Origin of the sequence: Reyranella sp., assembly GCF_965279465.1 — a bacterium.
GTDB lineage: Bacteria > Pseudomonadota > Alphaproteobacteria > Reyranellales > Reyranellaceae > Reyranella.
Map to the genome: position 1 here is coordinate 5,468,357 of NZ_OZ257242.1, position 26,026 is coordinate 5,494,382.

Below are 26,026 nucleotides of genomic sequence, written 5' to 3' on the forward strand. Positions count from 1 at the left end.
CAACACGGGCATCGCCTGAACGCTCTTGGAAATGACGAAAGGAAAGGGCGCGATCGGCTTCCGATCGCGCCCGGCTCCGGCGACTACCTCAGGTAGCCGCGATCCTTCCAGACAGCGTATTCCTTGCGGAAGTTGCTGAGCGAATCCCAAGCCTTCTTGAACTCGGGACTCTTTTCGGATTGCTCGACCGCGACCTCGTTCCACGCCTTCTCGAAGGCAGCGGTGAATTCGGGGCCCCAGGTCATCAGCTTGACCCCCTTCTTCTCGATCTCGAGCAGCGCCTTGGGTTGCAGCGACTCGCCCAGGCTCATGCCCTTCAGCACGGTCTGATCGCAGGCCGCCTCGACGATCGCCTTCTGGTGCGCCGACATCGAATCCCACTTGGCCTTGTTGATTATCAGGTCGCCGACTGTCGCCTGCTGATGCCAGCCAGGGAAGTAGTAGAACTTCGCCACCTGATAGAAGCCGAGGCTGAGGTCCATCACCGGCATGGAGAACTCGGTCGCATCGATGGTCCCAAGCTGGAGCGCCTGAAAGATTTCACCGGCCTGCAGCAGCAGCGTCGAGACGCCGAGCTTCTGCATCACGTTCGCGCCGAGACCGAAGAAGCGCATCTTGAGCCCTTTCAGGTCGTCGAGCGTCTTGATCTCCTTGCGAAACCAGCCGGACGCCTCCGGCGGGATCAGGTGGCACATGACGGAGTGGACGTTGTACTTGGCGTACAATGCCTGCATCAGTTTCTCGCCGCCTCCTTCCTTCATCCAGGCGAGATACTCGCCCAGGCCGGGACCGAAGGGCACGGTGGAGAAGACGGCAAAGGCGATATCCTTGCCTGTCCAGAAGCCGGGGGTCGCCCAGGCAGCGTCGAGCGCTCCGGACGCCACGGCATCGAACGCCTGACCCGGCGGCACCAGGGAACCGGGCTCGAAGAACTTGATATCGATGTTGCCGTTCGACAGCTTCTTTATCTGATCAACGGTATAGTTCGCGTTTGGTCCGAGGAGAGCCAGAGTCGAGGCGAAGTTCGACTGCATCTGAATTCTTATCTTCTTGTCCTGGGCCGTGGCCGTGCCCGTCGCGGCACACAGTGCCAGCGCAATGCCGACGGCAGCGCCGCCCAACCTTGTGATCGTGCGCATGTTTCCTCCCATTCGTTGAAGCCAAAGCAAAGGATGCAACCCGCGCCGGGCCATGCCTCTGCTCTCTGATGGACAGCCGTTGACCGGCTCACCCCGCACCACGCCTCTGCGGGCGTTAGTGCATTCCCTGTGTAAGGCAATCGTAAGTTCGCTTACCGAAATGTCAAACGCATATTGAATGCAAGAATTGAAGCCGCCCCGCACAATCTTCGCAATCCTCGGGGGGCAGGCTCTCGGGCGTCTCGCTGCCCGAGCTATGGCGCGCACTCCCAACCAGGAAAGCGAGACCTTCCCGCGTGCAGGCCGAGACCGACACTGCTGGAAAGGGCGTCCTCTGGACGTCGGCTTAAAACAGGCCGGCATAGATCGCACCGGATACGGGCCGGTGCGTCGCAGATCACCGTGGCCGGCGATGACTCCAGGGCCGCGCTTGCTCGAATTGGGCGGCGAGCGCGTAAAGCATCTCCTCGGCGCCGAACCGACCGACGAAGTGCAGGCCGATCGGCAGGCCGTCGGCAGTCCACTCCAGTGGCACCGACATGGCCGGCACGCCGGTCGCGTTGCACACGGCCGTGAAAGCCGTCATCGGCGCGACGGCCTGCTCGAACTGTTCGGCCGATCCGTCCATGCGCACGGTGCCGAGCGGCAGGCTGGTGCGCGCGATCGTGGTCGAGAGCAGCACGTCGCATCTCTCGAAGAAGACGCCGAGCTGGCGTCCCGTGCGATGAAAGGTCTGGACGCTGCGGATGTAGTCATCGGCTGTCACGGCGCGGCCGCGCTCGGCATAGAGCCGCGTCACCGGCTCGAGATCGCCGGGACCCGGCACCCGGCCGGCGGCGCGCAGCTGGATGTTGGTCCAGGTGTTGGCGCACATAATCCGCCAGAAGGCCGCGTCGAGCGCCGCCGCGTCGTAGTCGGGCGACGCTTCCTCGACGTGATGGCCCAGCTCCTCCAGAAGCCTCGCCGTGCGCTCGATAGCCCCGACCAGCACAGGATCGAGAGATCCCTGCCCCACGGGCTGGCGCATGAAGGCAACCCGCAGCTTGCCTGGTGCTCGTTTGGTCGCGTCGAGGAACGTGCCCTCGGCTGGCGGCGCGCGATAAGGGTCTCCCGGCTCACCGCCGGCGACGGCGTCCAGCAAGGCCGCGCTGTCCCGCACCGAGATCGACACGCAATGCTGCGCGCCGGCGCCGGCCAGCGTCTCGCCGATCGGTGCCAGGCTGATCCGCCCGCGCGACGGCTTGAGGCCGAACAGGCCGCACAGGCTGGCCGGGATGCGGATCGAGCCCCCGCCGTCCGTGGCGTGGGCCATCGGCAGAGCGCGCGCCGCGACGATCGCTGCCGACCCGCCGGACGAGCCGCCCGGTGAAAGATCAGCGCGCCAGGGATTGATCGTCGGCCCGCCGAAGGCCGGCTCGGTGGTCGGCGCGAGGCCGAACTCGCTGGTGTTGGTACGGCCGACGATGCGCAGGCCGGCGCGGCGCATGCGAGCCACGGCGGCACTGTCGGCAGCGGCCACGGGCGTCCTGCCGAAGAGCTTCGAGCCCAGGGTCGTGGGATGGCCGGCGCAATCGGCCATGAGCTGCTTGATGACGTAGGGCACGCCGTGGAACGGGCCATCGGCGGGACGCGGCGCGTCGTCATAGAAGTCGGTGATCGCGTTCAGCTGCTCGTTGGCCTTGTGCAGCGACGCCATCGCGGCATCGAGCACTTCCTTCGCACCGAGCTTGCGGGTGCGGATCAGGTCGGCAACGGCGAGCGCGTCGTGCGTCGCGAAGAGATCGTCCAACTCAGTTCCGCCAGCGCTCGAGGTTGGCCGCGACGAAGGCATCGTCGTGCAGCTCTGGATAGGTGGCATAGAGCCGGTCGATGCCCTCGCTCTGGCCGGCGCTCAGCGTTTCGTGCGGATCGAGGCATTCGATCGAGGTCATCAGGCCCTGCCGGCGCAGGATCTCATGGCAGCCCGGGATGCAGCCGGCGAAGTCGTGGTCGACATCGAACACCACCGAATTGCAGTCGGTGACGAACGAATCGAGCGCCAGTGTCTCCGGCGTTATGGCGCCGGCCGAGACCGACAGCTTGAGCTTCTCCAGAAGCTTTACGGCGCCGCGCGTCCAGACGCTCCAGTGACCGAGCAGGCCGCCCTGGAAACGCAGGGTGACCTCGCGATTGCCGGTGCGCACGACCAGCGGCGTGACGAGGTCGGCGACGATATGGTCGTCGTTGCCGGTGTACAGCGTGATCCGCTCCTCGGCATGGGCCGAGGCGATTCCGAAGGCGACATCGAGCGTACGATAGCGATTGAACGGCGCGACCTTGATCGCCACGACGTTTTCGATCGCGGCGAAACGCGCCCAGAAGGCGCGCGACAATGGAATGCCGCCGACAGCGGTCTGCAGGTAGAAGCCGATCAACGGCATCTCCTTCGCGACGGCCGCGCAGTGGTCGATCAGCTCGTCCTCGCTCGCGCCCTTGAGGGCGGCGAGCGACAGCAGGACCGCGTGGTAGCCCATGGACCGCGCGGTGCGGGCTTCCTCGACCGCCTGCGCCGTCTTGCCGACGGCGCCGGCGATCATAACCAGCGGCCGGTCGGTCCAGTCACGCGCCGTCTCGATCGCAAGCTCGAGCACCGGCCGGTAGAGGCCGACCTCGCGGATCGCGAACTGGGTGGAATGCACGCCGACGGCGAGACCGCCGGAGCCGGCATCGACATAGTAGCGGCTGATCGCGCGTTGCGACTGCCTGTCGAACTGGCGGTCGGGCCCGAGCGCCAGCGGATGAGCGGGGATCACCGCGCCATGGCGCAGCGTCGACAGGATCGGTGCGGGAAGGTCATTCCATTGCATGGGCGCATCCTATCCCAGTTCAGGACCCGCGAGAGCAAAGACGTGGCCCGGGTCATCGAGGCCCTTCGCAGTACCCAAGGTCATCCTCATATAGCCGCGCGGACTGACCGCGCCCTGCGATTGGAGCCATTGGCGAATGCGGGTATGCGCCTCCGGCACGTCGATGATGAACGGTCCGACGGCCGATGACGCCGCCTTGGCGATCAGCGCAAGGCCGATCTCCTCGCTGTCTGCCACCACAGGGCCGATGGAACTGGCGACCCTTCCCTCTCGGCCCAGCGCGAAGCCGGCCAGGCGCCCGCCCGGCGCTTCCACCACCCAGGCCAGGCTGGGCTGGCGCATCGCGAGATGCGCCAGGAGAGTCGGCCGCTCCATGCCGCTCAGGGGTCGGTCGTAGAGCGCCAGCTTCGGCAGGTCGGCCATGGTGAAGGGGCGCACGAGAACGTCGTCAGGCACATCCATTGCCCGGTCGAAATGCCAGCGCCTGATCGGATAGAGATCGTGAAAGCCCAGCGGCAGGTAGATCGGCCGCCCCTGCTCCGTCGCATCGAGCCCCGCGACGGCGCCGCTGGCCTGCACCTCCGCGATGCAGCGCCTCAGCAGGCCGGTGCCTACCCCGCCACGGCGGCGGTCCTTCGTGACCAGCACCATGCTGATCCAGGCGAGCTTCTGGCCGAGCGGCAGCACGAGCGAACTCGCCTCCCATCTACCTGCCTCGTTGCGCAGGCCGAAGCCACGGCCGGCACCCAGCATGAATCGCCAGTCGGCGACGTTCTGGTTCCAGCCGGCCTCGATCGAGAGCGGCCAGACCGCCTCGCTTTCCGCCGCGTCGATCGGGGTTATGGGCAGCGCGTCAGTACTGGCCATCGCGCACCTCGTAGTGCGTCGGCTTGTTGAGCGTGGCCATGTCGCGCGACAGCCAGTCCGCCGTCCATTCGATCATCCTGCCGAGCGGCACGCTGGGCGGCCCGAATTCCTTGACCATGCGAGCCGAATTGTTGAGCCAGCCGGTCGGCGAGGGCCTGCCGCTGAAGGTCGGCTTCCTGCCCAGGAGCTTGCCGAACTCCCCCGCCAGCCATTGGATCTCGATCGTCTCCGGCCCGGTCACGTTGATCGGCGTCGTGGGCGTCGTGGCATGCGCCAGGCAGCGCAGCGCGATCGCGTTCGCGTCACCCTGCCAGATCACGTTCACGTGGCCCATGGCGAGATCGATCGTCTCGCCGTCGCGTACCTTGCGGCCAACGTCGTGCAGCACGCCATAGCGCATGTCGATCGCGTAGTTGAGCCGGAACAGCCGCCCCGGCGTGCCGTGGCGCGCGGAGAAATACTCGAACATGCGCTCGCGGCCGACGCAGGAGGTGGCGTAGTCGCCGGGCGGCGGCACCGGCGGCACGTCCTCGGTCGCACCGCCGCTCTCGACCGGCACGAACGGGTAAACGCAACCGGTCGAGAAGGCAACGATGCGCGAGGTTTTGAACACCTCGGCGACCATCGCCGGAACGTGCACGTTCATCGCCCAGGTGAGCGGCACGTCGCCGGTGGCGCCGAACTTTCGCCCGGCCATGAAGATCACGTTGGCGGCTTTGGGCAGCCGGTCCAGCGCGTCGCGGTCGAGCAGGTCCGCGGACACGGTCTCGACGCCGCCTCGAGTCAGCGCCTTGCGCAGACCGGGCTCGCTGAACCGCGCCACCCCGATCACGCGCTTGCCGGCGCGCCTGGCCATCTGCGCCAAGGTCGGCCCCATCTTGCCACCGACACCGAGGACCAGAATGTCGCCGTCGAGCGTCTTCATCTCGGCGACCAACTCGGGCGGCGGGGTCGTCATGAAATCCTCGAGCGCTGCGACGCTCTCGAAATGCGCGGGCAAGGTCATGTTGTCACTCTCAGAGATCGTGATTTATCGACGGAGTAGCCACGCACCCCGCCTCACCCTGAGGAGCGGAGCAAAGCGGAGTGTCTCGAAGGGTGGCAACAAGCCCGGTGCCCCTGCACCTCATGATCCCGGCAGTACCGTCCTTTGCGTTGCCATCCTTCGAGACACTCCGCTTCGCTCCGCTCCTTAGAGTTTGTGAATTTTTCGTCGGTCTTGTCCTCGGCGGCTGATTGAAGAAACAAAGATCCCTCGCTGCGCTCGGGATGACAGCATTGTTGTCATCCCGAGCGCAGCGAGGGATCTTTCGTTTCGTCGACTCCACGACTGAAGAAGCTGGATTGAAAAATTCAAAGGCTCTCAGGATGAGGTGGGATCGTTGCCCTGCTATGCTTTGGGCCAGCGCGCCGAAGCATTCACAAGTGCTCAGGATGAGGTTGAAAGTCCAGCTAAGGACAAAACGCTCACATGCTCCAATAGCAAGGCGTGAATGGAGAGACGACGGGCAATGTCTCATACGCGATAGACCTGCGTCGTCCGGGGCGTCATCGAGCGGAAATCCATCTCCGCCCCGACCGCAAAGCCCGGCACGTTCAGCGAGGCGAGCGCGATCTTGCCGCCGGGCGCCTTGAGGCGTGCGGGGTGGCCCGGCTTGCGCTCGTAGAGGGCGCGGTGCGCTGACACGAAGGCTTTTTGCTCGGCCTCCGAGGCGAAGGACATGCCGTCGACGAAGTGGTGAGCATTGCGCTCGACATGAGTCATGCCGAGCAGCGACACGAGGGCGAGGTCCTGCTGCAGGCTGACCCCCGGCAGGGTCGTCAGGTCCTCGGCCGACATGAAATAGCCGGGGCCGAGCTGCGCCACGCGGGAGGCATTGAGGATCGACTTGTAGAAGCCCTTGCAATTCTTGCTCGAGACGCCGGAGTAGCCAAGCTTCAGTGCCGTCGGGAAGGACGACAACTCGCCGTCCGATTCGTCGATGATGACGGGCCGCAGCTTGGCCAGCGACTCGACGGAGCGGCTGAGCGCCACACTGCGCTTGATCGGCTGCTCGATGAACAGCGTCGACTGCGCCAGGCGCGCCAGCGCCGGCGTCTCGCCGACCTTGCGCCAGAGCTCGACGATGCCTTCGACGTCCTCGTACTGTTCGTTGCCGTCGAGGGTGGTCCGGTACTCCGGCAGGCGATGATCGAGCACGAAGGCAATGCGGCTCAGCCGATCGAGGTCGGCCTTGATGTCGCCCGCGACCTTCAGCTTGTAGTAGCGGCCGCGATAGTAAGAGACCACCTCCTCCAGCGTCTCCGGCAAGCCGTCGTTGATGCGCTCCATCGGCGTGCGGTCGCCCGCCGTCAGGGGATCGACCAGCCCGACCGTGTGGCGCAGCTCGATCGAGCTGGCCGGCTTCAGCGCTGCGAGGAAGCGCGCGAGAGGAATCTGCTCGATATCCGGCGTGAGTTCCGTCGTCCGGATGCCCGGCAGGTTGCTGACGATCATCTGGGAGAAGGAATTGCCCGTGATCTTGCCCAGCGCATCGAGGATCGCACGGTCGAGCAGCGCTGGCCCGTAGGACGCGACCAGCGGATTGAGCCGCAGCGCCGCGCCCTTCTTCTGCTGCTCGCCGTAGGTGCCGGCGAACAGGCCGAACGGCGTGTCGGCGCCATGCCCCTTGTAGTGGTCGATGGCGAGATCGAGCGACTGGCGGAGCTGGTCGAGATTCTGGTCGTCGGTGAACTCCGGGCTCTTCTCGAACCACTTGGCCGCCAGCGCCTCGGCGGCGACGCCCTGGCCCGACCGTCCGTCGGGCAGCGAGATGCGCACGCGGATCACGGCCTGGATGCCGCCGGTCACGGTGATGACGCCGAAGCGGAAGGCGAGCCGCATGGTCATCGGCCGCTCGTAGCGTTCGACCTCCTCCAGCTTGATTTTCATGCCTGCTCCAGAAGACCTTGGATGTAGCCGATCATGCGCGCCGCACAGGTCGCGCCGTCAGGCTCATAGACGAAAGGCTCCATCGCGATCCAGCCGTCATAGCCGGTTTCGAGCAGCGCTTGGATGACCGGCGCGAATTTGTCGCCGCCCTGCCCCGGCCCGCGCTTGTTGCGGTCGTTGAGCTGAATGTGCGCCATCAGCCCGGTCGGCATCGCGCGCCGGACGGCGTCAGCGACCGGCTCAGGCTCCATCAGGCTGGCAGCGAGCGTGTCGACCATCGTCTTGAACGCTGGATTGCCAATCCGCCTTACGACGTCGCTGGCTTCGGCCAGCGTATTGATGAAATTGCAGTCAGGGCTCGCGAGCGGTTCGAGGCAATAGACGACGCCAGCCTTCCGAGCCGCCTCGGCGGCGAGCGCCCAGGCTTCTTCGGCGCGCTGCCGATCCGATGGATCGCTCACCCGCCGCTGCGCCGGCGAGCCGTGCACGAGATAGTCACCGCCCAGCTCGGCGCAGATTTCGACCGAGGCGCGCAGGACGGCGACGCTCTTCTGCCAGACGTGGCGGTCGGCACTTGTGATCGAGAGGCCGGCGGGTGCCGCCAGCAGCCAGTGCAGGCCGCTCACCTCGATGCCCGCGTCGCTGCAGGCGCGGCGGATTTCCGCCCGTTTGGCTGCCGGCATGCTCCATGCATCTTGGCCGAAAGTGAACGGAGCGATTTCGAGACCGCGATAGCCGAGGCCTGCTGCCAGAGCACATTGCCGGTCGAAGGGAAGCTCCCGAATCACTTCATTGCACAGGGAAAGCTTCACCAATGATCCTCGCCTTGACGGCCCCAAAGGCGTTGGCCAGTCTGAGTGCAATGCGTCACAGGATATCATGAATATCAAGGCGGTAACCCGTCAGTACTGGCCGACCGCCGCGCTGTTCATCGGGTTGATCGCGGTCTGGCAGCTTGCCGTCAGCATGACCGGCATCCGCGAGTATCTGCTGCCGCCGCCGCTCTCGGTCTGGAACGCGATGTGGCATCCGGATATCACCTGGGCGCAGCATATCTGGGTCACGACCTGGGAGATCGTCGGCGCCTTCGTCATGGCAGGCGTCGTCGGTGTGGCACTGGGTGTCGCGATCGCCTGGTCTCCGCTGCTCGCCAAGGCGCTGGTGCCGTTCCTGGTGTTCGTCAACACCCTGCCCAAGGTGGCGATCGCGCCGCTGTTCCTGATCTGGATGGGCTACGGCATTTTCCCGAACATGCTGATGGGCGCGCTGATCGGCTTCTTCCCGGTGGTGATCAACACAGCGGTGGGACTGAGCCAGGTCGAAGCCGATATGCTCGACCTCGGCCGCGTCTTCAACGCGCCGAAATGGAAGATCTTCGTGAAGATCCGCATTCCCAACGCCTTGCCCTACATCCTGAGCGCGCTCAAGATCACCGCCACCGCCGCCGTCGTGGGAGCGATCGTCGGGGAGTTCGTCGCCTCGCAGAAGGGGTTGGGCTACGTCATCGTTGCGACCCAGAGCAGCATGAACACCTCGGTGGCGTTCGCCGCGCTGGTCTGGATCTCGATCGTCGGCCTGGTGCTGTACGGCCTGGTCGTGCTCTTGGCGCATCTGTGGGCGCCGTGGGCCGAAGGCATCGATTAGCTGAAGGGGTTGTCATGAAACGCACATTGTCATTGGCGCTGGCCGCGCTGCTCGCGGCCGGGGGCAGCGCCTCGGCGCAGACGCTGGAGAAGTTGACCTTCGCGCTCAACTGGTTCCCTGTCGGCGACCATGCCGCCTACTGGGTGGCGCTCGATAAGGGCTACTACAAGGCGAAGGGCCTCGACGTGACGCTCGAGAATTCCAAGGGCTCGGGCGACGTCATTGCCAAGCTCGATACCGGACGCGCCGATGCCGGCGTCGCCGACGCCGCCGTGGTCATCGCCGCCTCGACGCGCGGCTCGACCGTGAAGTCGGTCGGCATGATCTGGGACAACACCGCCCTCAACTTCTTCAGCCTCAAGAGCAATCCGATCCTGAAGCCCAAGGATCTCGAGGGCAAGAACCTCGGCGCTCCTCCGGGCGACAGCCAACGCCAGATGTTCCCGGGCTTCGCCAAGATCACCGGCATCGATGCCAGCAAGGTCACCTGGGTGAATATCGAGCCGGCCGCCAAGGTCGCGGCCCTCGCCGAGAAGCGCCTTGACGGTGTCGGCGACGCCGTCACCGGCTTGCCGCTCTACGAGAAGGCCTCGGGCAAGGGCAACGTCGTGCAGATGCTGTGGGCCGATTTCGGCTTCGACCTCTACTCGCTGTCGATCGCCGCCAGCGCCAAGACCATGAAGGAACGCCCCAAGGTGCTGAAGGACTTCCTCGAAGCTTCCTACATGGGCTGGCGCGACGTCATGGCCGACCCGAAGGCCGCCATGGCGATCTACAAGAAGCGTGTGCCCGAGATCGACTACGACGTGATCTCCGAGAACATGCTGATGGGCCTCGCGCTCATGAACACGGAGCGGTACGCCAAGAACGGCATCGGCTTCATCGAGGACAAGAAAATGTGCAATTCGGTCGACCTGGTGAATACCTACATGGGCCTGACCAAGAAGGCCGAGTGCAAGGACGTCTATTCGATGGAGTTCTTCACCAAGATCGAGATGCCGAAGAAGACGAACTGACGACCGGCGGCGTTCACCAGCGTGGCAAAGGACCTGATCGACCTTCAGAAGGTCGGCATGATCTACGAGGCGGCGAGCGGCCCGGTCGAGGCGCTCGCCGACATCTCGCTCACCGTCGGCACGGGCGAGTTCGTGTCGCTGGTGGGTCCGAGCGGCTGCGGCAAGTCCACCCTGCTGCGCATCGTTGCCGGGTTGAGGCCCGCCACGCGCGGCGCGGTGAAAGTCGCCGGCCGCGAGGTGACGGCGCCGATCCCCGACATCGGCATGGTGTTCCAGGCACCGATCCTGCTGAAATGGCGCTCGATCCTCGACAACGTGCTGCTGCCGGCCGAGCTGGCGGGCAAGGACCGCCGCTCCCACTGGGCCCGCGCCCAGCAGCTTCTCGAAATGGCCGGCCTGCACGGCTTCGGGGAGAAGCTGCCGCGCGAGCTGTCGGGCGGCATGCAGCAGCGCGCCTCGCTCTGCCGCGCCCTGCTGCTCGACCCGCCGCTGCTGCTCATGGACGAGCCGTTCGGCGCGCTCGACGCCATGACGCGCGACGACATGGCGCTCGAGCTGCTGCGCATCTGGGGCGAGCTCGACCTCGAGCGCAACCAGCGCAAGACCGTCCTGTTCGTCACCCATTCGATTTCCGAGGCGGTGTTCCTGTCCGACCGCGTGGTGGTCATGTCCGCCCGTCCCGGCCGGATCGCCGCCGACCTGCGCATCGACCTCCCCCGCCCCCGCACCGTCGAGCTGCGGGCGTCCGAGGCCTTCGGCAAGCTCAGCCTCGAGATCTTCCGGACGCTCACGGGACGGACGGTCGGCGGCGCCACGTCATAGAGGCTGCTTCGTATCGTGTAGCTTGACAGGCAACAGGTCGTCTTTTACCAATTGGCATGCGGATTCGAAGCGTCCGTCATCGAGGTCTGAAGCGCTTTATTGAGCGCGATGAGACATCCGGTCTACCGGCATCCTTCATCGGGAAGATCCGCAACATCATCTCGTTCGTCCAAGACATGGGCGACGTCGACGAACTTAAGGCCTTTCCGCTATGGCGAGCGCACAAGCTCTCCGGCGATCGGCGTGGGCTCTGGAGCCTGACGGTGTCCCGCAATTGCGGATCACATTTGGCGTCGACGAGAAGGACAATGAGATCGTCAATCTGGACTTCGAGGACTATCACTAGGGAGCAATTCATGCGTATGGCCAAGCCCTCCCATCCCGGACCCTTCATCCGTACCGAGATCGTCGAGCCTCACGGGCTTTCCGTAACCGACGCGGCGAAGGTTCTGGGTGTCACCCGCCCCGCCCTGTCCGCGCTGCTGAATGGGCGCGCCGCCCTGTCTGCGGAGATGGCGCTCAGGGTCGAGAAGGCCTTTGGGGCCAGCATGGATACGTTGCTGCGCATGCAAACCTCCTACGAGATCGCCGAAATGCGCCTGAAGGCCGGTCGGATCCGGGTGAAGCCGTTCGTACCCAAGGCGATGGCGGCATAGACGCCCGCCCTAGCTGCCTGATAAGACGCCGCAAAGACAGACAGGAGTGACCATGGCAACCGCCGCCGTCCCGATGAAGAGCGCCGCCAAGGGCATCAGCGCCGACGCCAAGCCGTTCGACTGGGAGGACCCGTTCTTCCTCGACGACCAGCTCAGCGAGGAGGAGATCGCCGTCCGCGACGTCGCGCGCGACTACTGCCAGGAAAAGCTGATGCCGCGCGTGCTCGAGGCCAACCGCCACGAGAAGTTCCACCGCGAGATCATGAACGAGTTCGGCGCGCTCGGCCTGCTGGGCTCCACCCTGCCCGAGAAGTACGGCTGCGCCGGCGCCAACTACACCACCTACGGGCTGGTCGCCCGCGAGGTCGAGCGGGTCGATTCCGGCTACCGCTCGGCGATGAGCGTGCAGTCCTCGCTGGTCATGCATCCGATCTACGCCTACGGCACCGAAGAGCAGCGCATGAAGTACCTGCCCAAGCTCGCCACCGGCGAATGGGTCGGCTGCTTCGGCCTGACCGAGCCCGACCACGGCTCGGATCCGGGCGGCATGAAGACCCGGGCCGTCACCGTGCCCGGCGGCTACAGCCTGTCCGGCTCCAAGATGTGGATCACCAACTCGCCGATCGCCGACGTGCTGGTGATCTGGGCCAAGCTCGACGGCGGCGCGATCCGCGGCTTCATCCTCGAGCGTGGCTGGAAGGGCATCGAGACGCCCAAGATCGAAGGCAAGTTCAGCCTGCGCGCCTCGGTGACCGGGGCCATCATGCTCGACGAGGTCTTCGTGCCGGTCGAGAACATGCTGCCCAACGTCGCGGGGCTGGGCGGCCCGTTCGGCTGCCTCAACAACGCGCGCTACGGCATCGCCTGGGGTGCCATGGGTGCGGCCGAGTTCTGCTTCAAGCAGGCACGGACCTACACCATGGACCGCAAGCAGTTCGGCCGGCCCCTCGCCGCCAACCAGCTGATCCAGAAGAAGCTCGCCGACATGCAGACCGAGATCACGCTCGGCCTGCAGGCCTGCCTGCGCGTCGGCCGCCTCAAGGACGCCGGCCACGCCCAGCCGGAGATGATCTCGCTGATCAAGCGCAACAACTGCGGCAAGGCGCTCGACATCGCCCGCGTCGCGCGCGACATGCACGGCGGCAACGGCGTGTCGGACGAGTATCACGTGATCCGCCATGCGATGAACCTCGAGGCGGTCAACACCTACGAGGGCACGCACGACGTGCATGCGCTGATCCTCGGCCGCGCCATCACGGGCATCCAGGCCTTCAGCGCAGCCGGCTGATCGCGGTGGATCTGCCGCCGGCCGGCGACATTGCACTCGTTGTCGCCGGCGCCCTGGCGGCCGGTTTCGTCAATGGCCTGAGCGGCACGGGCTATGCCCTCGTGGCGCTGGGCTTCTGGCTCCATGCCATGTCGCCGGTCACGGCCGCGCCACTGGTCGCCTTCTGCTCCGTCGGCGGGCATATCCAATCGCTGCCCAGGATCTGGAAGGGCGTGATCTGGTCGCGACTCTGGCCGTTCCTGGCCGGCGGCCTGATCGGTGTGCCAGTGGGCACCGCTCTGCTCGGCTTCGTGCAGGTGCAGCCCCTCAAGGTCGGCGTCGGCCTGTTGCTCATCTTCTATTGCAGCTGGATGGGCCTGGTGCGCCGGCCGCCCGTGGTAATGGGCGGCGGACGCCTGGCCGACGCGACCGCCGGGCTGGGCGGCGGCGTCCTGGGCGGCATGGCGAGCCTCAGCGGGCCGATCCCGGTGATCTGGGTCCAGCTGCGCGGCTGGACCATGCTGGCGCAGCGCGGCGTCAACCAGCCCTTCAACATGAGCGTGCTCGCGCTGTCGCTGATTTCCGCTGCCGTCGCCGGCTTCCTCGATCGTACCTTCTTCCTCTGGGCGGCGATAACGCTGCCCGTCACCCTGATCGGCGCGCATATCGGCCTGCGGCTCTACGGCCGCATCAACGACGCGCAGTTTCGCCGCCTCGTGATCGTGCTGCTCGGTCTTTCCGGCCTGACGCTGATCGGGTCCGCTCTGCTGTGACGGCGGAGCGCCCGGGTCGGGCTAGGTCGCGGCGGCGCGAAGGGCGCTGAGGCAGCCCGCCTTCTCCAGGATGTCGTCGAGGCCGGGAGCGGCTTTGGCGGCGGCGTACTTGCGGCGGATCTCCTGAAGGGATCGGGCGTGGTACTTCTGCGGCTCCTGCGACCAGGTCGATCCGGCAAGGGTCATCGAAAAGCTCTTCTCGCCCTTCCCGATCGCTTCCGCATTGGCCATCGACCAAGGCAGGAAGAGGCGCCCGACCTCCTCCGTGAGCAGCGGCATCAGGCCCGCCGACAGCGAGGACCAGGTTTCGAATTCACCGTGTGCCTTGGGCGACACCATGCGTTCCACCCAGGCCATGACGTTCGGCGACGACGCCCGCATCAGGGCGCCCGGCGTCGGATCGGTCGCCGCCTCGTAAAGCTGGCCCCACAGGCCGAAATCGGCCATCGCCGGCCGGCCGCCCAACATGTACGGCCGCGACGCGAGATGCGCGTCGAGGATCTCCAGCACGCGCTTGAAGGAAGCTTCGATCAGCGGCCGCGTCGTCGGATTGGAGCCGACGAAGCCCAGCCGTCCGCTCATGCGCTCGGCTATGGCGCCGCGCGCCTGCGCGACGGCGAGCGTGCCCTGCGCGCCCATCATCTGGACGGCGATGCGCTCGGCCGTCGCCCAGCAATCGGCGGGATAGGTCCAGCGATAATGGAACATCCACTTGTTGCCCCACTCGTCGCCGTACTCCTCGAGCAGCGCGGAGATGAAGGCGAGCGCCGGATCGTCGGGCTGCAGGCACGGTGCCAACGCCTCGAAGCGCTCGATGATCGGCGTCGAATCCTGGATGCCCTCGCCCTGCGGCGTTACCACCAGCGGGACCAGCGGGAGCTTGGCGTATTTCTGGAAGTCGCCCTGGTTCGCCGGCGAGCGCAGCAGCCATTCGTGCGGCAAGCCCCTGTAGCGGAAGTACGAGCGGACCTTCACCGAATAGGGCGACAGTTCGGAGCCGAAGATGCGGTAGGTATCGCTCATGGTCAGATCCAGCGCTTGCGTTTCAGCCACAGGTACAAACCACTGACGATCACGACAACCAGCACCCAGAAGAACCCGTAGCCGTATTTCCAGCCGAGCTCGGGCATGTTGCCGACATCGCGCTCGAAATTCATGCCGTAGATCCCGGCGAGGAAGCTGAGCGGCATGAAGAAGACGGTGATGACCGCCATCGTCTTCATCACTTCGGCCATGCGATTCGAGGCCTGCAGCAGATAGATTTCCATCAGGCCGTTGCACATTTCGCGATAGCTCTCGAGCAGATCGAGCAGCGCAACCGAATGATCGAAGCAGTCGCGCAGGTAGGTGCGCGTCTCGGGCATGATGAACGGCGTTTCCGGCCGCATCATGCCGAGGATCGTCTCCCGCTCCGCCCATTCGAGGCGGTGGAAGGTGACCAGGGCCCGCCGCGCCTGGTGGATATGGCCGAGCGTGTCGTTGTTCGGATGGCCCAGTGCCTCGTCCTCGAGCTCCTCGAGATGGCTGGCGAGCGTCTCGATCAGCGGGAACTTGCGATCGACGACCAGATCCATGAGCGCATAGACGAGATAGTCGGTGCCGAACGTTCGCAGCCGCGTGCCCGAGGCCTGCACGCGCTCGCGCACCGGCTTGAAGATGTCCTGCTTGTGGTCGTGGAACGAGATGACGTAGTTGTCGCCGAAGAAGATGCTGACCTGGCGCAGCTGGATCTCGCCCTCCTCATAGGTGGGATCGTTGAGCACGATGAAGCCCTGGCCTTCGTAAATGTCGAGCTTGGCGCGCTGGTTGCCATGGAACACGTCCTCGAGCGCCAGCGGATGGAGGTTGAAGGCCATGCCGAGGTCGCGCAGCATGTCCGAGCTCGGCCGCCCGGCCACGTCGATCCAGGTCCGGCCAGGCGTGCCGAGATGGAAGCGGCATTCGTCGACCTCGACATTGTGCAGGATCTGGACGTCCTCCTGCGTGTACTCGACCAGGGTGAAGTCGAGCGCCTCGTCCGGCACGGGTGCACGGCCGGCAAGCGTGCCCGGCGCGGTTCCCGGCTGCGTATGGCGCGGAAGGACTCCATCCATTGCTTGCTGCCGTCCCTTCTAGACTTCCTGCATCACCTGCACGTCGGGCTTGCCGGCGAGATAGTCGCCGAGCTTGCGGCCCAGCTCCTTGAAATGCGGAGCAGCGCGGTGAGCGGCCAGCGCCGCCTGGTCGTCATAGCGCTCCAACATGACATACAGGTTAGCGTCGTCGGTCTTGTGCAGGGCGTAGAGCTTGTTGCCCGGCTCATCGGCCTGCACCTTGGCCTGCAGCGCCTTCATCGTCGCTTCGAAATCGGCGTTGGTGCCGGGCTTGATGGTCAGCTTCGCGATGACGCCGATCATGATCGTTCTCCTCAATTCGGACGCTTCTTCACAAGGTACTTGTGTTCGCCGTCGCAGACCAGCACGCCCGCCTGGTTGTGGATGGTGAGCTTCATGGTGACGACACCGGTCGTGCGGCCTCCCTTCAAGTCGCTGACCTCGAGCAGCGGATAGAGGGTGTCGCCGCAATAGACCGGCTTGAGGAAGCGCGACGACTGCTCGAGGAAGCCGACCAGCGCGTCGCCGATCACATGCGGGAAGACGCCCGCGCCGGCAGCGCCCTGGATCGCGACTTGCAGACCGTGCGCAAGCAGGTCGCGATGGCCCCGTTCCTTGCAGTACTCGCGATCGTAATGGATCGGATGGTTGTCGCCGCTCGCGAGCTGGAAGGCGGCGAACAGCGCTTCGGTCTGGGTCCGCGAGTTGATGTAGAACTTCTGGCCGACCGAGAGATCCTCGAACCAGTGCGTCGGTCCGAATCGATGCTCTGCCGGATCGAATTTAGCCGCTTCCGCCACGTGTTCCTCCCTTGATGGGAGGCAGCTTAGACCGCGGGAAACAGCCGGCCCAGAGCGTCGAGCGATGGTTCGAGATAGTCGGGATTTGCATCATCACGGGGCGGCAGGCCGACGCGATTGTGCCAGTAGACCGGCATCCCGACAGCCTTGGCCCCCGGCACGTCGGACGCTGAACCGGCGACGAACAACGTCCTTTCCGCCGGCGTACCGAGCTTTTGCAGCACGGCGCGATAGACCTCGGGGCGTGGCTTGTAGAAGCCCACGCTCTCGGCGGTTTCGACGACCTCGAACGGAACGCCGACCTGATCGGCCGCCTGCCGGCCGAGCCGGATCGAGCAATTGGTGGCGACCGCGAGCGGCACCGGGATCGTCTTCAGGACGGCGGCCGCTTCCGGCCACGGCTGCAGCTCCGGCCAGCGACGCTCCAGCGCGCCGGCAAGCCCTTCCGGCAGACCGACATCGGCCGCGGCCTCGCGGACCAGCGTCTCATAGGGCCGGTAGCTGCCGCAGCCATAGGTGATCTCGAGATAGCGCCGCCGCCAGCGCATGCCGGCTTCTTCCGAGCCGGCCACGGCGTTCCACAAGGTCCAGGAATCGAGCAGCGCCGTCAGCAGGTCGAAGACGACGGCGTCGTATTTCACGCAGCCGCCGGCGCCTTGCGCGCCATGCCGTCGAACAGGTCGAGCATGCGCTCGCGCCAGGCGTAAACCACGTCGTCCTTGTCCAGCAACTCGAGCGGGCTGAGGGTCCGCGGCCACATGAAAGTGCCCAGCAGGATGTAGTCTGGATAGGCCGGTGCATCGCCGGAGAGGAACGGCTGCTCCTTCAGGACGCGTCGGGCGGGCTCCAGCGCGGCCCGGAACGCCGCGACACCCTTCTCGCGCGCCTTCGCCTGGAAGCCCGCGAAGTCGGTGGTGCCGAGCCGCTTGCCGCGAGACTCGGAGATGTACTCCTTGTCCTGCGGCCGCACGCGATCGAACAGGTCGCCGGCTATTAGCGGAAAGATCGCCGGATTGACCGACGTGTCCGTCCAGCCATTGACGAAGCGGGCGTAAGGCTTGTCCGGCATCAACGGCTTGTCCGGATAGGCGGTATCGAGATGCTCGGCGATCGCCCAGCTGTCCTTCACCACCGTCGTGCCGTCATGGATGACCGGATAAGTCTGCGATCCGGCAAAGGCGACCTTCTGCTTCTCGGTGAAGCCGCAGGGCTCGTCGCGCCAAGCAAGCCCCTTGTGCTTCAGCGCGAGCTTCGTGCGCCAACAGAACGGGCTCGGCCGCAGGTCGTTGGCGAAAAGGAGGTCGTAGAGTGTGATCATTTGCCGTCCAGCATCTTGATGATGCCGGAGAAGTCCTTGCCGGCATTGCCCGCGTTGACGAAGAGGCTGAAGAGCTGCGCCGCCTCCGCGCCGAGCGGCGTGGCGGCCCCCGAGGCAGCCGACGCCTGCTGCGCCAGAAGCAGGTCCTTCAGCATCATCGCTGCGGTGAAGCCCGCCTGATAGTCGCGGTTGGCGGGCGAAGCCGGCACGGGCCCCGGCACCGGGCAGTAGTTGACCAGCGACCAGCACGAGCCCGACGCCGTCGACACGACGTTGAACAGCTTCTGCGCATCGAGACCGAGCCGCTTGCCCAGCATGAAGCCTTCGCTGACGGCGATCATCGAGATGCCGAGGATCATGTTGTTGCAGATCTTGGCGGCCTGGCCGTTGCCGCTGTCGCCGGCATGGACGATGTTCTTGCCCATCTTCTCGAGGATCGGCCGGGCCTTGGCGAAGACCGCTTCCGGTCCGCCGACCATGAAGGTGAGCGTGCCGGCCGTGGCGCCACCGACGCCGCCCGACACCGGCGCATCGACCATCTCGAAGCCCGCCTTCGCGGCCGCCGCGGAGACATGCCGCGCGCTCTCGACGTCGATCGTCGAGCAGTCGATCAGCAGCGCGCCCTTGGCGACGTTGGGCAGCACATCCTTCTCGTAGACCTCGCGCACGTGCTTGCCGGCCGGCAGCATCGTGACGACGATCTCGGCGTCCCTCACCGCTTCGGCGGCACTCGCAGCCTTGTGAGCACCCTTCTCGACCGCCGCGGCGACGGCGGCATCGGACAGATCGAAGGCCGTCACATGATGCTGCGCCTTGGCGAGGTTGGCGGCCATCGGGCCACCCATGTTGCCGAGACCGATGAAGGCGATTTTCGCCATTGCGTGCTCCCTTTGGTGTCGTGATTCGAAAATGCGCGTGACTGCCCTTGGCTCCAGTCTACGCACCGTGTCATCCCGAGCGCAGCGAGGGATCTTTGCTCATGGCCTGAAAGATCCCTCGCTGCGCTCGGGATGACACGGTGCGGGCGTGAGAAGCCTCTCCACGAAAACTAGTCGAAGAACAGGTCGTTCGATACCGGCTTGAAATGTGCCTCGACCATCGCCGGCGTCACGCCGTCGATCGTCGGCGGGTTCCACTTCGGCTTCTGATCCTTGTCGATCAGCAACGCGCGCACGCCCTCGAAGAAATCGTGGTCCGGCCGCATGCAGGCCTGCGACATGCGGTACTCGATCGTCATCGAGTCCTCGAACGAGCGGTTGGCGCAACGCCTGAGCTGCTCCAGCGTGATCGCCATGGCGAGCGGCGAGAGCTTGAGCAGCGCGGCAAGCTGCTTGTCGGCCCACTCGCCGCCCCGCTTGCGGAGCTTGGCCTCGATCTCCGCGACCGACTCCGCCGAGAAGCAGGCATCGATGTCCGGCATCATGGCCGGCAGGGTCGGCATGCCGGCATCCGCGGTGAAGCCCGCGATCACCGCATCCACCTTCCGGTCCGCGTCGGGACCGGAGAGATCGGCCGCGCCGAGGGCGGCCTGCAGGTCGTTCATTCTCGCGCTCGGGACATGGAAATGGACAATGCCGGCCCACAGCGCATCGGCGATCTTCAGCCGATAGCTGGTCAAGGCGAGGAAGACGCCGAGTGCGCCCTGCAGGCGGGTCAGGAAATAGCCGCCGCCGACGTCCGGGAACAGGCCGATGGTCGTCTCGGGCATGGCGAACAGGAGCTTCTCGCTGGCCACCGAGTGCGAGCCGTGCGCCGAGAGGCCGACGCCGCCGCCCATGTAAACGCCGTCGATCAGCGAGATCCACGGCTTGGCATAGCGGTAGATGCGGCGGTTGATGATGTATTCGTCGCGGAAGAAATCGCGGCGCAGCGTGCCCGACGGGTTCTCGCGGCTCTCGCGATAGAGATTGGTGACATCGCCACCGGCGCAGAACGCACGGTCGCCGGCACCGCGGAGGACGACCGCCTTGATCGCCGGATCCTTTTCCCAACCCGGGATGACCCTCTCCATCTCGAGGATCATGCCATGCGTCAGCGCATTCAGCGCCTTGGGCCGGTTGAGCGTGATGAGGCCGAGGCCGTCCTTCACATCGAACAGAATTTCCGCGTCAGACATCCGAACTCCGTACCTTATCCAAGCCCCTCGCCGTCGCTACTCATTCCGTGTCATCCCGAGCGCAGCGAGGGATCTATGCCGGTCCACATAGATCCCTCGCTGCGCTCGGGATGACACGGTGGATGCGTGACCCCTTGCACATCAGTGCCTTACCCCATCAACAAGCGGCGCGAAATGATCACGCGCATGATCTCGTTCGTTCCCTCGAGGATCTGGTGCACGCGCAGATCCCGCAGATACCGCTCGATCGGGAAGTCCTTCAAGTAGCCGTAGCCGCCATGCAATTGCAGCGCATCGTTCACGACCCGGAAGCCCACGTCCGTGGCGAAGCGCTTGCCCATCGCGGCGGCTTGCGTGGCCTCGGGCGACTTCGCATCGAGCAAAAAAGCCGCGCGCCAGATCATCAGCCGCGCGGCGTCCAGCTCGGTCGCCATGTCGGCCAGCTTGAACTGCGTTGCCTGGAAGTCGGCCAGCGGCTTGCCGAACTGCTTGCGCTCGACGACGTAGCGCGACGCCGTCTCGAGGCAGGCGCGCGCGCCGCCCAGCGAGCAGGCGCCGATATTGATGCGGCCACCGTCCAGTCCCATCATCGCGATCTTGAAGCCGTGGCCCTCCGGCCCGAGACGGTTCGCGACCGGCACCTTGCAGTTCTCGAAGATCACCGCCGCCGTCGGCTGGCTGTTCCAGCCGAGCTTCTGTTCCTGCTTGCCGAACGACAGGCCCGGTGTTCCGGCCTCAACGACAAGCGTCGACACGCCGCCCGCTCCCGGCCCGCCGGTGCGCAACATCACGACATAGACGTCGCTGCGGCCGCCACCGGAGATGAAGGCCTTGCTGCCGTTCACCACGTAATGGTCGCCGCGCAGCTCGGCACGCGTCGACAGCGCCGCCGCATCGGACCCCGCGCCCGGCTCGGTCAGGCAGTAGCTGGCGAAATGCTCCATCGAGCAGAGCTTCGGCAGGAAGCGCCGGCGCTGCTCGTCGTCGCCGAAGCCGTCGATCATCCAGGCAGCCATGTTGTGGATCGAGATGTAGGCCGCGGTGCTGGGACAGGCCGCCGCCAGCTCCTCCATGATCAGCGCGGCGCCCAATCGGGTGAGGCCGCTGCCGCCGACGTCGTCGCGGACGTATATGCCGCCGAAACCGAGGGCGGCCGCCTCGCGCAGCACCGACTCCGGGAAGATCTTCTCGACGTCCCAGCGTGCGGCTTCCGGCAGCATGCGATCGGTCGCGAATTGCCGCGCCGTGTCGCGGAACGCCTGCTCGTCCTCTGTAAGGTGGAAATCCATGCGCGGCGGATCATATCGGCGAGCGCTTTGCAGTCAAACAAGCCACATTGCAGGTCCCCACGGTTCGCGCGATAACCGCCGCCATGGCGACACGTTTTTCCACCCTGGGCCGCTACCCGAACACGCGCATGCGCCGGAACCGCCGCGAGGACTGGTCGCGCCGGCTGGTGGCCGAGACGAAACTCTCCGTCGACGACCTGATTTGGCCGGTATTTGTCCAGGAAGGCAGGAACGAGCGTACGCCCGTGGTTTCCATGCCGGGCGTCGATCGGCTCACGGTCGATCTGTTCGTCGAGGCGGTCAAGGAAGCGCGCGATCTCGGCATTCCCGCCGTCGCGATCTTTCCCGAGACCGACCCCGAGGCCAAGACGCCCGACGCCCGCGAGGCCTACAATCCGGACAACCTGGTCTGCCGCGCCATCCGCGCGGCGAAGACGGCGGTGAGCGGCATCGGCATCGTCTGTGACGTGGCGCTCGATCCGTTCAACAGCGACGGCCACGACGGCATCGTGCGCGACGGCATCATCCTGAACGACGAATCGGTCGAGGCGCTGATCAAGCAGGCGATCGTCCAGACCGAGGCCGGCGCGGACGTGCAGGCGCCCTCCGACATGATGGACGGCCGCATCGGCGCGATCCGCAAGGCGCTCGACGACAAGGGTTACCAGCACGCCCAGATCATGTCCTATGCCGCCAAGTACGCCTCGGGCTTCTACAATCCGTTCCGTGACGCCATCGGCAGCTCGGGCGCGCTGAAGGGCGACAAGAAGACCTACCAGATGGATCCGGCGAACTCCGACGAGGCCCTGCGCGAGGTCGGCTTCGACATCGAGGAAGGCGCCGACATGGTGATGGTGAAGCCGGGCCTGCCCTATCTCGACATCGTGCGCCGCGTGAAGGACGCCTTCGGCGTGCCAACCTATGCCTACCAGGTGAGCGGCGAGTACGCGATGCTGCGCGGCGCCTGCGACCGCGGCTGGCTCGACTGGAACAAGGTGCTGCTGGAAACGCTCGGCAGCTTCAAGCGCGCCGGCTGCGACGGCATCCTGACCTACGGCGCGGTCGACGCGGCGAGGCTGCTGAAAGCCAAATGATCGCCCCCCGATGATTGAACGTCCGTCGGCCCGGCTGATCCTGCTCGACCCGCAGGATCGGCTCTTCCTGTTCAAGGTCCACAATCCGGCGGTCTACGACCCGGCCGATCCGTTCCACGATCCGTTCTGGGTGCTGATCGGCGGCATGGTCGATCCGGGCGAGGACTACGCCGCGGCCGCCGTGCGCGAGGCGCGCGAGGAGACCAGTCTTTCCGTCGCCGGCACCGTGCATTGGGTGTGGCAGCGCGAACGCGTCATGCAATGGCGCGAGCGCAAGGTGCTGCATCGCGAACGCTTCTTCCTCGCCCGCGCCGCGTCGGTGGCAGTCGATACCTCGGGCCTCGACGACCGCGAGAAAAGCTGGACGCTCGATCATCGCTGGTGGACCGCCGACGAGATCGCCGCCTCGCCGGAGCGCTTCGAGCCCGTCGATCTCGCCACTCGGCTGAAGCTGTTGCTGCGCGACGGACCGCCTGCGGAGCCAATCACGCTGTCCTGAATCGTCCGCTGGGCGCAACTCCAGCACCCGCGCCCAGCAGGCGCTGCATCTCGGCGACTCCCAGCATCTGCGGCATCCAGGCGAACGAGCCCTGCTCCTTCATGGCGCGCCCCGCATTCACGAAGGTGGCCAGGGCGAGGCGAGAGAGCGCGCCGCCGACGCTGATCCTCTTGGCGCCGGCCTCGGCCAGTTGACCGGCCGTGATGGCGGGATCGAGCCAGCCGGTGACGACGTTCACCGGACGGTTGACGGCGCCGACGACCTGCCGGACCTCGGGGAGATTGCGCAGGCCGGGCGCGTAGAGCACGTCGGCGCCGGCCTCTTCATAGGCTTGAAGGCGACGGATCGTGTCGGCCATGTCGGTGCGACCGCGGATCAGGTTCTCGGCGCGCGCCGTCAGCAGGAATGGCACCGGCTGGGCGCGGGCGACCGCGACCGCCGCCCGGACGCGGGCCACCGAGAGATCGAAATCGTAGATCGGATTCCTTGCATCGCCGGTCGCATCCTCGATCGAACCGCCGGCAGCCCCCGCTTGTGCGGCGAGCCGGATCGCCTCGGCTGCATCCTGGGGCGCATGGGCGAAGCCGTTCTCCAGATCGACATTCACCGGCAGGTCCGTCGCGTCGACGATGGCGCGGCAGTTCTCGATCACCTCCGAGCGGCTGACCTGACTGTCGGGACGGCCGAGCATGTTGGCCAATCCCAGGCTGGTGCTGGCCAGCGCCTCGAAGCCCAACGCCGCCAACAGCCGGGCGGTCCCTGCGTCCCAGGGATTGGGAATGATGAAAGCGCCCGGCCTGTCGTGCAGGGCGCGGAAAGTTGCGGCTTTGTCGGCTGAGCTCGGCATCGGTTTCTCCGGTGGGCAAAGATTGCTCGCGGCAAACTGAGGAGCTGACATCACTTTGTGAAATGCATAGTTCTTGAAATCAGCATCTGGATTCCTGATCGATGGATCTCGAAGAAGTCCGTACGTTCCTCGTCATCGCCGAGACCGGAGGTTTCACGCGCGCGGGCCAGCGCCTGCATCGGTCGCAGCCGGCGATCAGTCGCCGCCTCGACCAGCTCGAACTCGAGCTCGGTGCAAAGCTGGTGGATCGGATTCGCGGCCGCATCCGGCTCACCGAGGCCGGTCGAGCCTTCCTGCCCCACGCCCAGGCCGCGCTGGCCGCGTTGAAGGATGGCCGGGACGCGGTACGCGATCTGCAGACGGGCCTGCAGGGCGCCGTCTCGCTCGCGCTGGTCGGCACCCTCGCCGACACCTATATCGTCGACACGCTGCGGCGCTTTGCCCGCAAGGCCGGAAAGGTGCGCCTCGAATTGCGCACGGCCTCGAGCGCGGAAGTCACCGACCTCGTGCGGCGCGGCGAAGCGACCCTCGGCTTGCGCTACTTCGCCAGCGACCGGACGGACCTCGTCGAGCTCGAGGCCGGCAGCGAAGCCATGGTCGTGGTGGCGGGCCGCGGCCACCGGCTCGCCGGCCGCCGCCTGCGCACGTCCAGGGAGTTGGCCGGCGAGCGGTGGATCGGGTTTCCGCCGTCTCCGGGCGACCGCGATTCATCAGGCCATCTGTTGGCGCGGCAACTCATCCGCGCCGGTCTGGAACACGCCGACCTGACCCTGATCGACAGCTTGACCGCCCAGAAGCGGTTGGCGCAGGCTGGTTTCGGGCTCGCCCTCGTTCCGGAGAGCAGCGTGCGGGACGAACTGAAACAAGGAACGCTCGTGATGCTCGACGTGCCCGACATGCGCGTCAACATCCCGATAACAGCCCTGCATCGCCGGAAGGGCTATCTCTCCCCGGCGGCAAAGGCGCTGCTCGACCTGCTCACGAAGTGACGGCGCGCTCCAGGAACCTCTCGAGTGCCAGGTTGCACCACGGGCGGTTGCCTGCATCGCCATGGAAGCCGACATGCCCTCCGGTCGACGGCATGACCGGCAGGAGCCAAGGGTTATCGGACCACTTGAACTCGCGATAGTGCTCGATCGGAATCCACGGATCGTCGCACGCCGCCAGGACCAGCGTCGGCACCCTGATCTCGGGCATGAAATTCAGCGGCGCACACAGGGTGTAGTAGTCCTTGGCGTCGCGGAAGCCGTAACGCGGCGAGATGAAACGATCGTCGTAGTCGGTCACGCTGCGCGCCGAGCGCACGATGGCGCGCTCGGCGTCGGAGATACGCGCGCCTTCGGCCAGCGCCTCGGCCTTCATGCCGTTCAGGATATAGTTGTGATAAAACCAGTTCCGCGGCCGCATCATGTGCTTGGCGGTGCGCACCAGGTCGATCGGCGAGCAGATGGTCACCGCCGCGCGCAACGGCGAGAACGATCCCTCCTCGCCGAGATACTTCAGCAGCATCGCGCCGCCCAGCGAATAGCCGATCGCCACGATTCCGTCCTCGGTGACGTCCTCGGGCAGTTGCCACAGCACGCGACGGAAGTCCGCCGTGCGCCCGACGTGGTAGTGCTCTCCGCAATAGGCACGCGAGGGACCGGCGCCACGGACGTTGAAGCGCAGCACCGGATAACCCAGGTCGAGCAGATGGCGCGCGGCGCTCAGGATATAGACACTGTCCTCGCAGCCGGTGAGGCCGTGGACGAGGATCGCGAGAGGGCGGCCCGCGATGCGTTCCGCGGGGCGGTCGAGCATCCCCAGGAGGATGTCGCCGGTGCGATCGGCCATCGGGAAGCAGACGCGCTCGCTCTTGTGCGGGGACATATCCGAGGCGGACGACTGGATGAGGACAGATAGCGTCTGGAGATCGGGGCCCCACCACGGGAAGCGTGGCTTGAAGGGCGGCAAGTCCAGGGAATCGATGGACGGGGGCACGCCGACTCCGTATTCACAGTTGGTTGGT

27 protein-coding genes are annotated in these 26,026 nt (G+C 65.9%); 9 read left to right on the forward strand and 18 right to left on the reverse strand.

The features are described 5' to 3' along the window. Window positions 1–83: 83 nt before the first annotated feature. The 7 genes from ACQY8M_RS26730 to ACQY8M_RS26760 form a co-directional block, all read right to left on the reverse strand. A complete protein-coding gene (locus ACQY8M_RS26730) occupies window positions 84–1,139 on the reverse strand; it encodes a TRAP transporter substrate-binding protein (protein WP_428662102.1) in 1,056 nt (351 codons plus the stop codon). A gap of 397 nt (window positions 1,140–1,536) precedes the next feature. Then, window positions 1,537–2,928 carry an amidase gene (locus ACQY8M_RS26735; protein WP_428662104.1) on the reverse strand — a complete coding sequence of 464 codons (1,392 nt, stop codon included), beginning with the start codon at window positions 2,926–2,928 and terminating at the stop codon, window positions 1,537–1,539. Between the two features lies 1 nt (window position 2,929). Beyond that, window positions 2,930–3,985, reverse strand: a complete 1,056-nt coding sequence (locus tag ACQY8M_RS26740; RefSeq protein ID WP_428662107.1) for a dihydrodipicolinate synthase family protein — start codon at window positions 3,983–3,985, stop codon at window positions 2,930–2,932. 9 nt (window positions 3,986–3,994) lie between these two features. Continuing rightward, on the reverse strand, window positions 3,995–4,852 hold the full coding sequence (locus ACQY8M_RS26745) for a hypothetical protein (protein WP_428662109.1): 858 nt from the start codon (window positions 4,850–4,852) through the stop codon (window positions 3,995–3,997). Continuing rightward, window positions 4,839–5,858, reverse strand: a complete 1,020-nt coding sequence (locus tag ACQY8M_RS26750) for an NAD-dependent epimerase/dehydratase family protein (RefSeq protein WP_428662112.1) — start codon at window positions 5,856–5,858, stop codon at window positions 4,839–4,841. Before ACQY8M_RS26750 ends, ACQY8M_RS26745 begins: the two co-directional genes overlap by 14 nt. A gap of 510 nt (window positions 5,859–6,368) precedes the next feature. Further along, entirely contained in the window at window positions 6,369–7,784 is a 1,416-nt protein-coding gene (locus ACQY8M_RS26755) for a mandelate racemase (protein ID WP_428662115.1), read from the reverse strand. Beyond that, on the reverse strand, window positions 7,781–8,665 hold the full coding sequence (locus tag ACQY8M_RS26760) for a sugar phosphate isomerase/epimerase family protein (RefSeq protein ID WP_428662117.1): 885 nt from the start codon (window positions 8,663–8,665) through the stop codon (window positions 7,781–7,783). The genes ACQY8M_RS26755 and ACQY8M_RS26760 overlap by 4 nt, the downstream gene beginning before the upstream one ends. Here ACQY8M_RS26760 and ACQY8M_RS26765 point away from each other — a divergent pair. The 6 genes from ACQY8M_RS26765 to ACQY8M_RS26790 all read left to right on the forward strand — a co-directional run bounded on the left by ACQY8M_RS26765 (window position 8,664) and on the right by ACQY8M_RS26790 (window position 13,962). Then, a complete protein-coding gene (locus tag ACQY8M_RS26765; RefSeq protein ID WP_428662120.1) occupies window positions 8,664–9,428 on the forward strand; it encodes an ABC transporter permease in 765 nt (254 codons plus the stop codon). The two genes, ACQY8M_RS26760 and ACQY8M_RS26765, sit on opposite strands and share 2 nt — an antisense overlap. A gap of 14 nt (window positions 9,429–9,442) precedes the next feature. Further along, on the forward strand, window positions 9,443–10,444 hold the full coding sequence (locus tag ACQY8M_RS26770) for an ABC transporter substrate-binding protein (protein ID WP_428662123.1): 1,002 nt from the start codon (window positions 9,443–9,445) through the stop codon (window positions 10,442–10,444). 21 nt (window positions 10,445–10,465) lie between these two features. Further along, entirely contained in the window at window positions 10,466–11,266 is an 801-nt protein-coding gene (locus ACQY8M_RS26775) for an ABC transporter ATP-binding protein (RefSeq protein ID WP_428662126.1), read from the forward strand. A 362-nt stretch (window positions 11,267–11,628) separates the two neighbouring features. Then, on the forward strand, window positions 11,629–11,922 hold the full coding sequence (locus tag ACQY8M_RS26780; RefSeq protein ID WP_428675497.1) for a HigA family addiction module antitoxin: 294 nt from the start codon (window positions 11,629–11,631) through the stop codon (window positions 11,920–11,922). Window positions 11,923–11,995: 73 nt separating this feature from the next. Continuing rightward, window positions 11,996–13,210, forward strand: coding sequence for an acyl-CoA dehydrogenase (locus ACQY8M_RS26785; RefSeq protein ID WP_428675499.1), 1,215 nt, complete (start codon window positions 11,996–11,998; stop codon window positions 13,208–13,210). A 5-nt stretch (window positions 13,211–13,215) separates the two neighbouring features. Continuing rightward, complete coding sequence (locus tag ACQY8M_RS26790; RefSeq protein ID WP_428662128.1) at window positions 13,216–13,962, forward strand: sulfite exporter TauE/SafE family protein; 747 nt, start codon at window positions 13,216–13,218, stop codon at window positions 13,960–13,962. A gap of 21 nt (window positions 13,963–13,983) precedes the next feature. Here ACQY8M_RS26790 and ACQY8M_RS26795 read toward each other — a convergent pair whose 3' ends face one another. The 9 genes from ACQY8M_RS26795 to ACQY8M_RS26835 all read right to left on the reverse strand — a co-directional run bounded on the left by ACQY8M_RS26795 (window position 13,984) and on the right by ACQY8M_RS26835 (window position 21,578). Further along, window positions 13,984–14,985, reverse strand: a complete 1,002-nt coding sequence (locus ACQY8M_RS26795; RefSeq protein WP_428662131.1) for a glutathione S-transferase family protein — start codon at window positions 14,983–14,985, stop codon at window positions 13,984–13,986. 2 nt (window positions 14,986–14,987) lie between these two features. Continuing rightward, window positions 14,988–16,055: a magnesium/cobalt transporter CorA gene (gene corA, locus ACQY8M_RS26800; RefSeq protein ID WP_428662133.1), complete on the reverse strand. Its 1,068-nt coding sequence runs from the start codon at window positions 16,053–16,055 to the stop codon at window positions 14,988–14,990. 18 nt (window positions 16,056–16,073) lie between these two features. Next, window positions 16,074–16,358, reverse strand: coding sequence for a putative quinol monooxygenase (locus tag ACQY8M_RS26805; RefSeq protein ID WP_428662136.1), 285 nt, complete (start codon window positions 16,356–16,358; stop codon window positions 16,074–16,076). Window positions 16,359–16,369: 11 nt separating this feature from the next. Further along, entirely contained in the window at window positions 16,370–16,855 is a 486-nt protein-coding gene (locus ACQY8M_RS26810; RefSeq protein WP_428662138.1) for a MaoC family dehydratase, read from the reverse strand. Window positions 16,856–16,881: 26 nt separating this feature from the next. Next, window positions 16,882–17,496, reverse strand: coding sequence for an HAD-IA family hydrolase (locus ACQY8M_RS26815; protein ID WP_428662141.1), 615 nt, complete (start codon window positions 17,494–17,496; stop codon window positions 16,882–16,884). Continuing rightward, window positions 17,493–18,173: a glutathione S-transferase N-terminal domain-containing protein gene (locus ACQY8M_RS26820; protein WP_428662143.1), complete on the reverse strand. Its 681-nt coding sequence runs from the start codon at window positions 18,171–18,173 to the stop codon at window positions 17,493–17,495. The genes ACQY8M_RS26815 and ACQY8M_RS26820 overlap by 4 nt, the downstream gene beginning before the upstream one ends. Continuing rightward, entirely contained in the window at window positions 18,170–19,051 is an 882-nt protein-coding gene (gene mmsB / locus ACQY8M_RS26825) for a 3-hydroxyisobutyrate dehydrogenase (protein WP_428662146.1), read from the reverse strand. Before mmsB ends, ACQY8M_RS26820 begins: the two co-directional genes overlap by 4 nt. A gap of 170 nt (window positions 19,052–19,221) precedes the next feature. Then, on the reverse strand, window positions 19,222–20,289 hold the full coding sequence (locus ACQY8M_RS26830; RefSeq protein WP_428662148.1) for an enoyl-CoA hydratase/isomerase family protein: 1,068 nt from the start codon (window positions 20,287–20,289) through the stop codon (window positions 19,222–19,224). Window positions 20,290–20,438: 149 nt separating this feature from the next. Continuing rightward, the gene (locus tag ACQY8M_RS26835; RefSeq protein ID WP_428662151.1) at window positions 20,439–21,578 is read right to left on the reverse strand and encodes an acyl-CoA dehydrogenase family protein; all 1,140 of its coding nucleotides are present in this window, start codon (window positions 21,576–21,578) and stop codon (window positions 20,439–20,441) included. An 83-nt stretch (window positions 21,579–21,661) separates the two neighbouring features. Between ACQY8M_RS26835 and hemB the strand changes: the two genes are divergently transcribed. Both hemB and ACQY8M_RS26845 read left to right on the forward strand, forming a co-directional pair. Next, entirely contained in the window at window positions 21,662–22,672 is a 1,011-nt protein-coding gene (gene hemB, locus ACQY8M_RS26840) for a porphobilinogen synthase (protein WP_428662154.1), read from the forward strand. Between the two features lie 10 nt (window positions 22,673–22,682). Continuing rightward, window positions 22,683–23,171, forward strand: a complete 489-nt coding sequence (locus ACQY8M_RS26845; RefSeq protein WP_428662156.1) for an NUDIX domain-containing protein — start codon at window positions 22,683–22,685, stop codon at window positions 23,169–23,171. On the opposite strand, the gene ACQY8M_RS26850 is transcribed toward ACQY8M_RS26845, so the two are convergent. After that, window positions 23,158–24,018: an isocitrate lyase/PEP mutase family protein gene (locus ACQY8M_RS26850; protein ID WP_428662159.1), complete on the reverse strand. Its 861-nt coding sequence runs from the start codon at window positions 24,016–24,018 to the stop codon at window positions 23,158–23,160. The two genes, ACQY8M_RS26845 and ACQY8M_RS26850, sit on opposite strands and share 14 nt — an antisense overlap. 101 nt (window positions 24,019–24,119) lie before the next feature. Here ACQY8M_RS26850 and ACQY8M_RS26855 point away from each other — a divergent pair, with 101 nt between their 5' ends. Next, the gene (locus ACQY8M_RS26855; RefSeq protein WP_428662162.1) at window positions 24,120–25,007 is read left to right on the forward strand and encodes a LysR family transcriptional regulator; all 888 of its coding nucleotides are present in this window, start codon (window positions 24,120–24,122) and stop codon (window positions 25,005–25,007) included. Here ACQY8M_RS26855 and ACQY8M_RS26860 read toward each other — a convergent pair. Beyond that, window positions 24,997–25,998, reverse strand: a complete 1,002-nt coding sequence (locus ACQY8M_RS26860; protein ID WP_428662165.1) for a YheT family hydrolase — start codon at window positions 25,996–25,998, stop codon at window positions 24,997–24,999. The two genes, ACQY8M_RS26855 and ACQY8M_RS26860, sit on opposite strands and share 11 nt — an antisense overlap. Window positions 25,999–26,026: the final 28 nt, after the last annotated feature.

What these genes read in the sequence shown, in the direction of transcription:
- ACQY8M_RS26730 (WP_428662102.1), bottom strand. Translation starts at nt 1,139, where the DNA reads ATGCGCACGATCACAAGGTTGGGCGGCGCTGCCGTCGGCATTGCGCTG.
- ACQY8M_RS26740 (WP_428662107.1), bottom strand. Translation starts at nt 3,985, where the DNA reads ATGCAATGGAATGACCTTCCCGCACCGATCCTGTCGACGCTGCGCCAT.
- ACQY8M_RS26745 (WP_428662109.1), bottom strand. Translation starts at nt 4,852, where the DNA reads ATGGCCAGTACTGACGCGCTGCCCATAACCCCGATCGACGCGGCGGAA.
- ACQY8M_RS26750 (WP_428662112.1), bottom strand. Translation starts at nt 5,858, where the DNA reads ATGACCTTGCCCGCGCATTTCGAGAGCGTCGCAGCGCTCGAGGATTTC.
- ACQY8M_RS26755 (WP_428662115.1), bottom strand. Translation starts at nt 7,784, where the DNA reads ATGAAAATCAAGCTGGAGGAGGTCGAACGCTACGAGCGGCCGATGACC.
- ACQY8M_RS26765 (WP_428662120.1), top strand. Translation starts at nt 8,664, where the DNA reads ATGAATATCAAGGCGGTAACCCGTCAGTACTGGCCGACCGCCGCGCTG.
- ACQY8M_RS26760 (WP_428662117.1), bottom strand. Translation starts at nt 8,665, where the DNA reads ATGATATCCTGTGACGCATTGCACTCAGACTGGCCAACGCCTTTGGGG.
- ACQY8M_RS26770 (WP_428662123.1), top strand. Translation starts at nt 9,443, where the DNA reads ATGAAACGCACATTGTCATTGGCGCTGGCCGCGCTGCTCGCGGCCGGG.
- ACQY8M_RS26780 (WP_428675497.1), top strand. Translation starts at nt 11,629, where the DNA reads ATGGCCAAGCCCTCCCATCCCGGACCCTTCATCCGTACCGAGATCGTC.
- ACQY8M_RS26785 (WP_428675499.1), top strand. Translation starts at nt 11,996, where the DNA reads ATGAAGAGCGCCGCCAAGGGCATCAGCGCCGACGCCAAGCCGTTCGAC.
- ACQY8M_RS26795 (WP_428662131.1), bottom strand. Translation starts at nt 14,985, where the DNA reads ATGAGCGATACCTACCGCATCTTCGGCTCCGAACTGTCGCCCTATTCG.
- corA (WP_428662133.1), bottom strand. Translation starts at nt 16,055, where the DNA reads ATGGATGGAGTCCTTCCGCGCCATACGCAGCCGGGAACCGCGCCGGGC.
- ACQY8M_RS26805 (WP_428662136.1), bottom strand. Translation starts at nt 16,358, where the DNA reads ATGATCGGCGTCATCGCGAAGCTGACCATCAAGCCCGGCACCAACGCC.
- ACQY8M_RS26820 (WP_428662143.1), bottom strand. Translation starts at nt 18,173, where the DNA reads ATGATCACACTCTACGACCTCCTTTTCGCCAACGACCTGCGGCCGAGC.
- mmsB (WP_428662146.1), bottom strand. Translation starts at nt 19,051, where the DNA reads ATGGCGAAAATCGCCTTCATCGGTCTCGGCAACATGGGTGGCCCGATG.
- ACQY8M_RS26830 (WP_428662148.1), bottom strand. Translation starts at nt 20,289, where the DNA reads ATGTCTGACGCGGAAATTCTGTTCGATGTGAAGGACGGCCTCGGCCTC.
- ACQY8M_RS26835 (WP_428662151.1), bottom strand. Translation starts at nt 21,578, where the DNA reads ATGGATTTCCACCTTACAGAGGACGAGCAGGCGTTCCGCGACACGGCG.
- hemB (WP_428662154.1), top strand. Translation starts at nt 21,662, where the DNA reads ATGGCGACACGTTTTTCCACCCTGGGCCGCTACCCGAACACGCGCATG.
- ACQY8M_RS26845 (WP_428662156.1), top strand. Translation starts at nt 22,683, where the DNA reads ATGATTGAACGTCCGTCGGCCCGGCTGATCCTGCTCGACCCGCAGGAT.
- ACQY8M_RS26850 (WP_428662159.1), bottom strand. Translation starts at nt 24,018, where the DNA reads ATGCCGAGCTCAGCCGACAAAGCCGCAACTTTCCGCGCCCTGCACGAC.
- ACQY8M_RS26855 (WP_428662162.1), top strand. Translation starts at nt 24,120, where the DNA reads ATGGATCTCGAAGAAGTCCGTACGTTCCTCGTCATCGCCGAGACCGGA.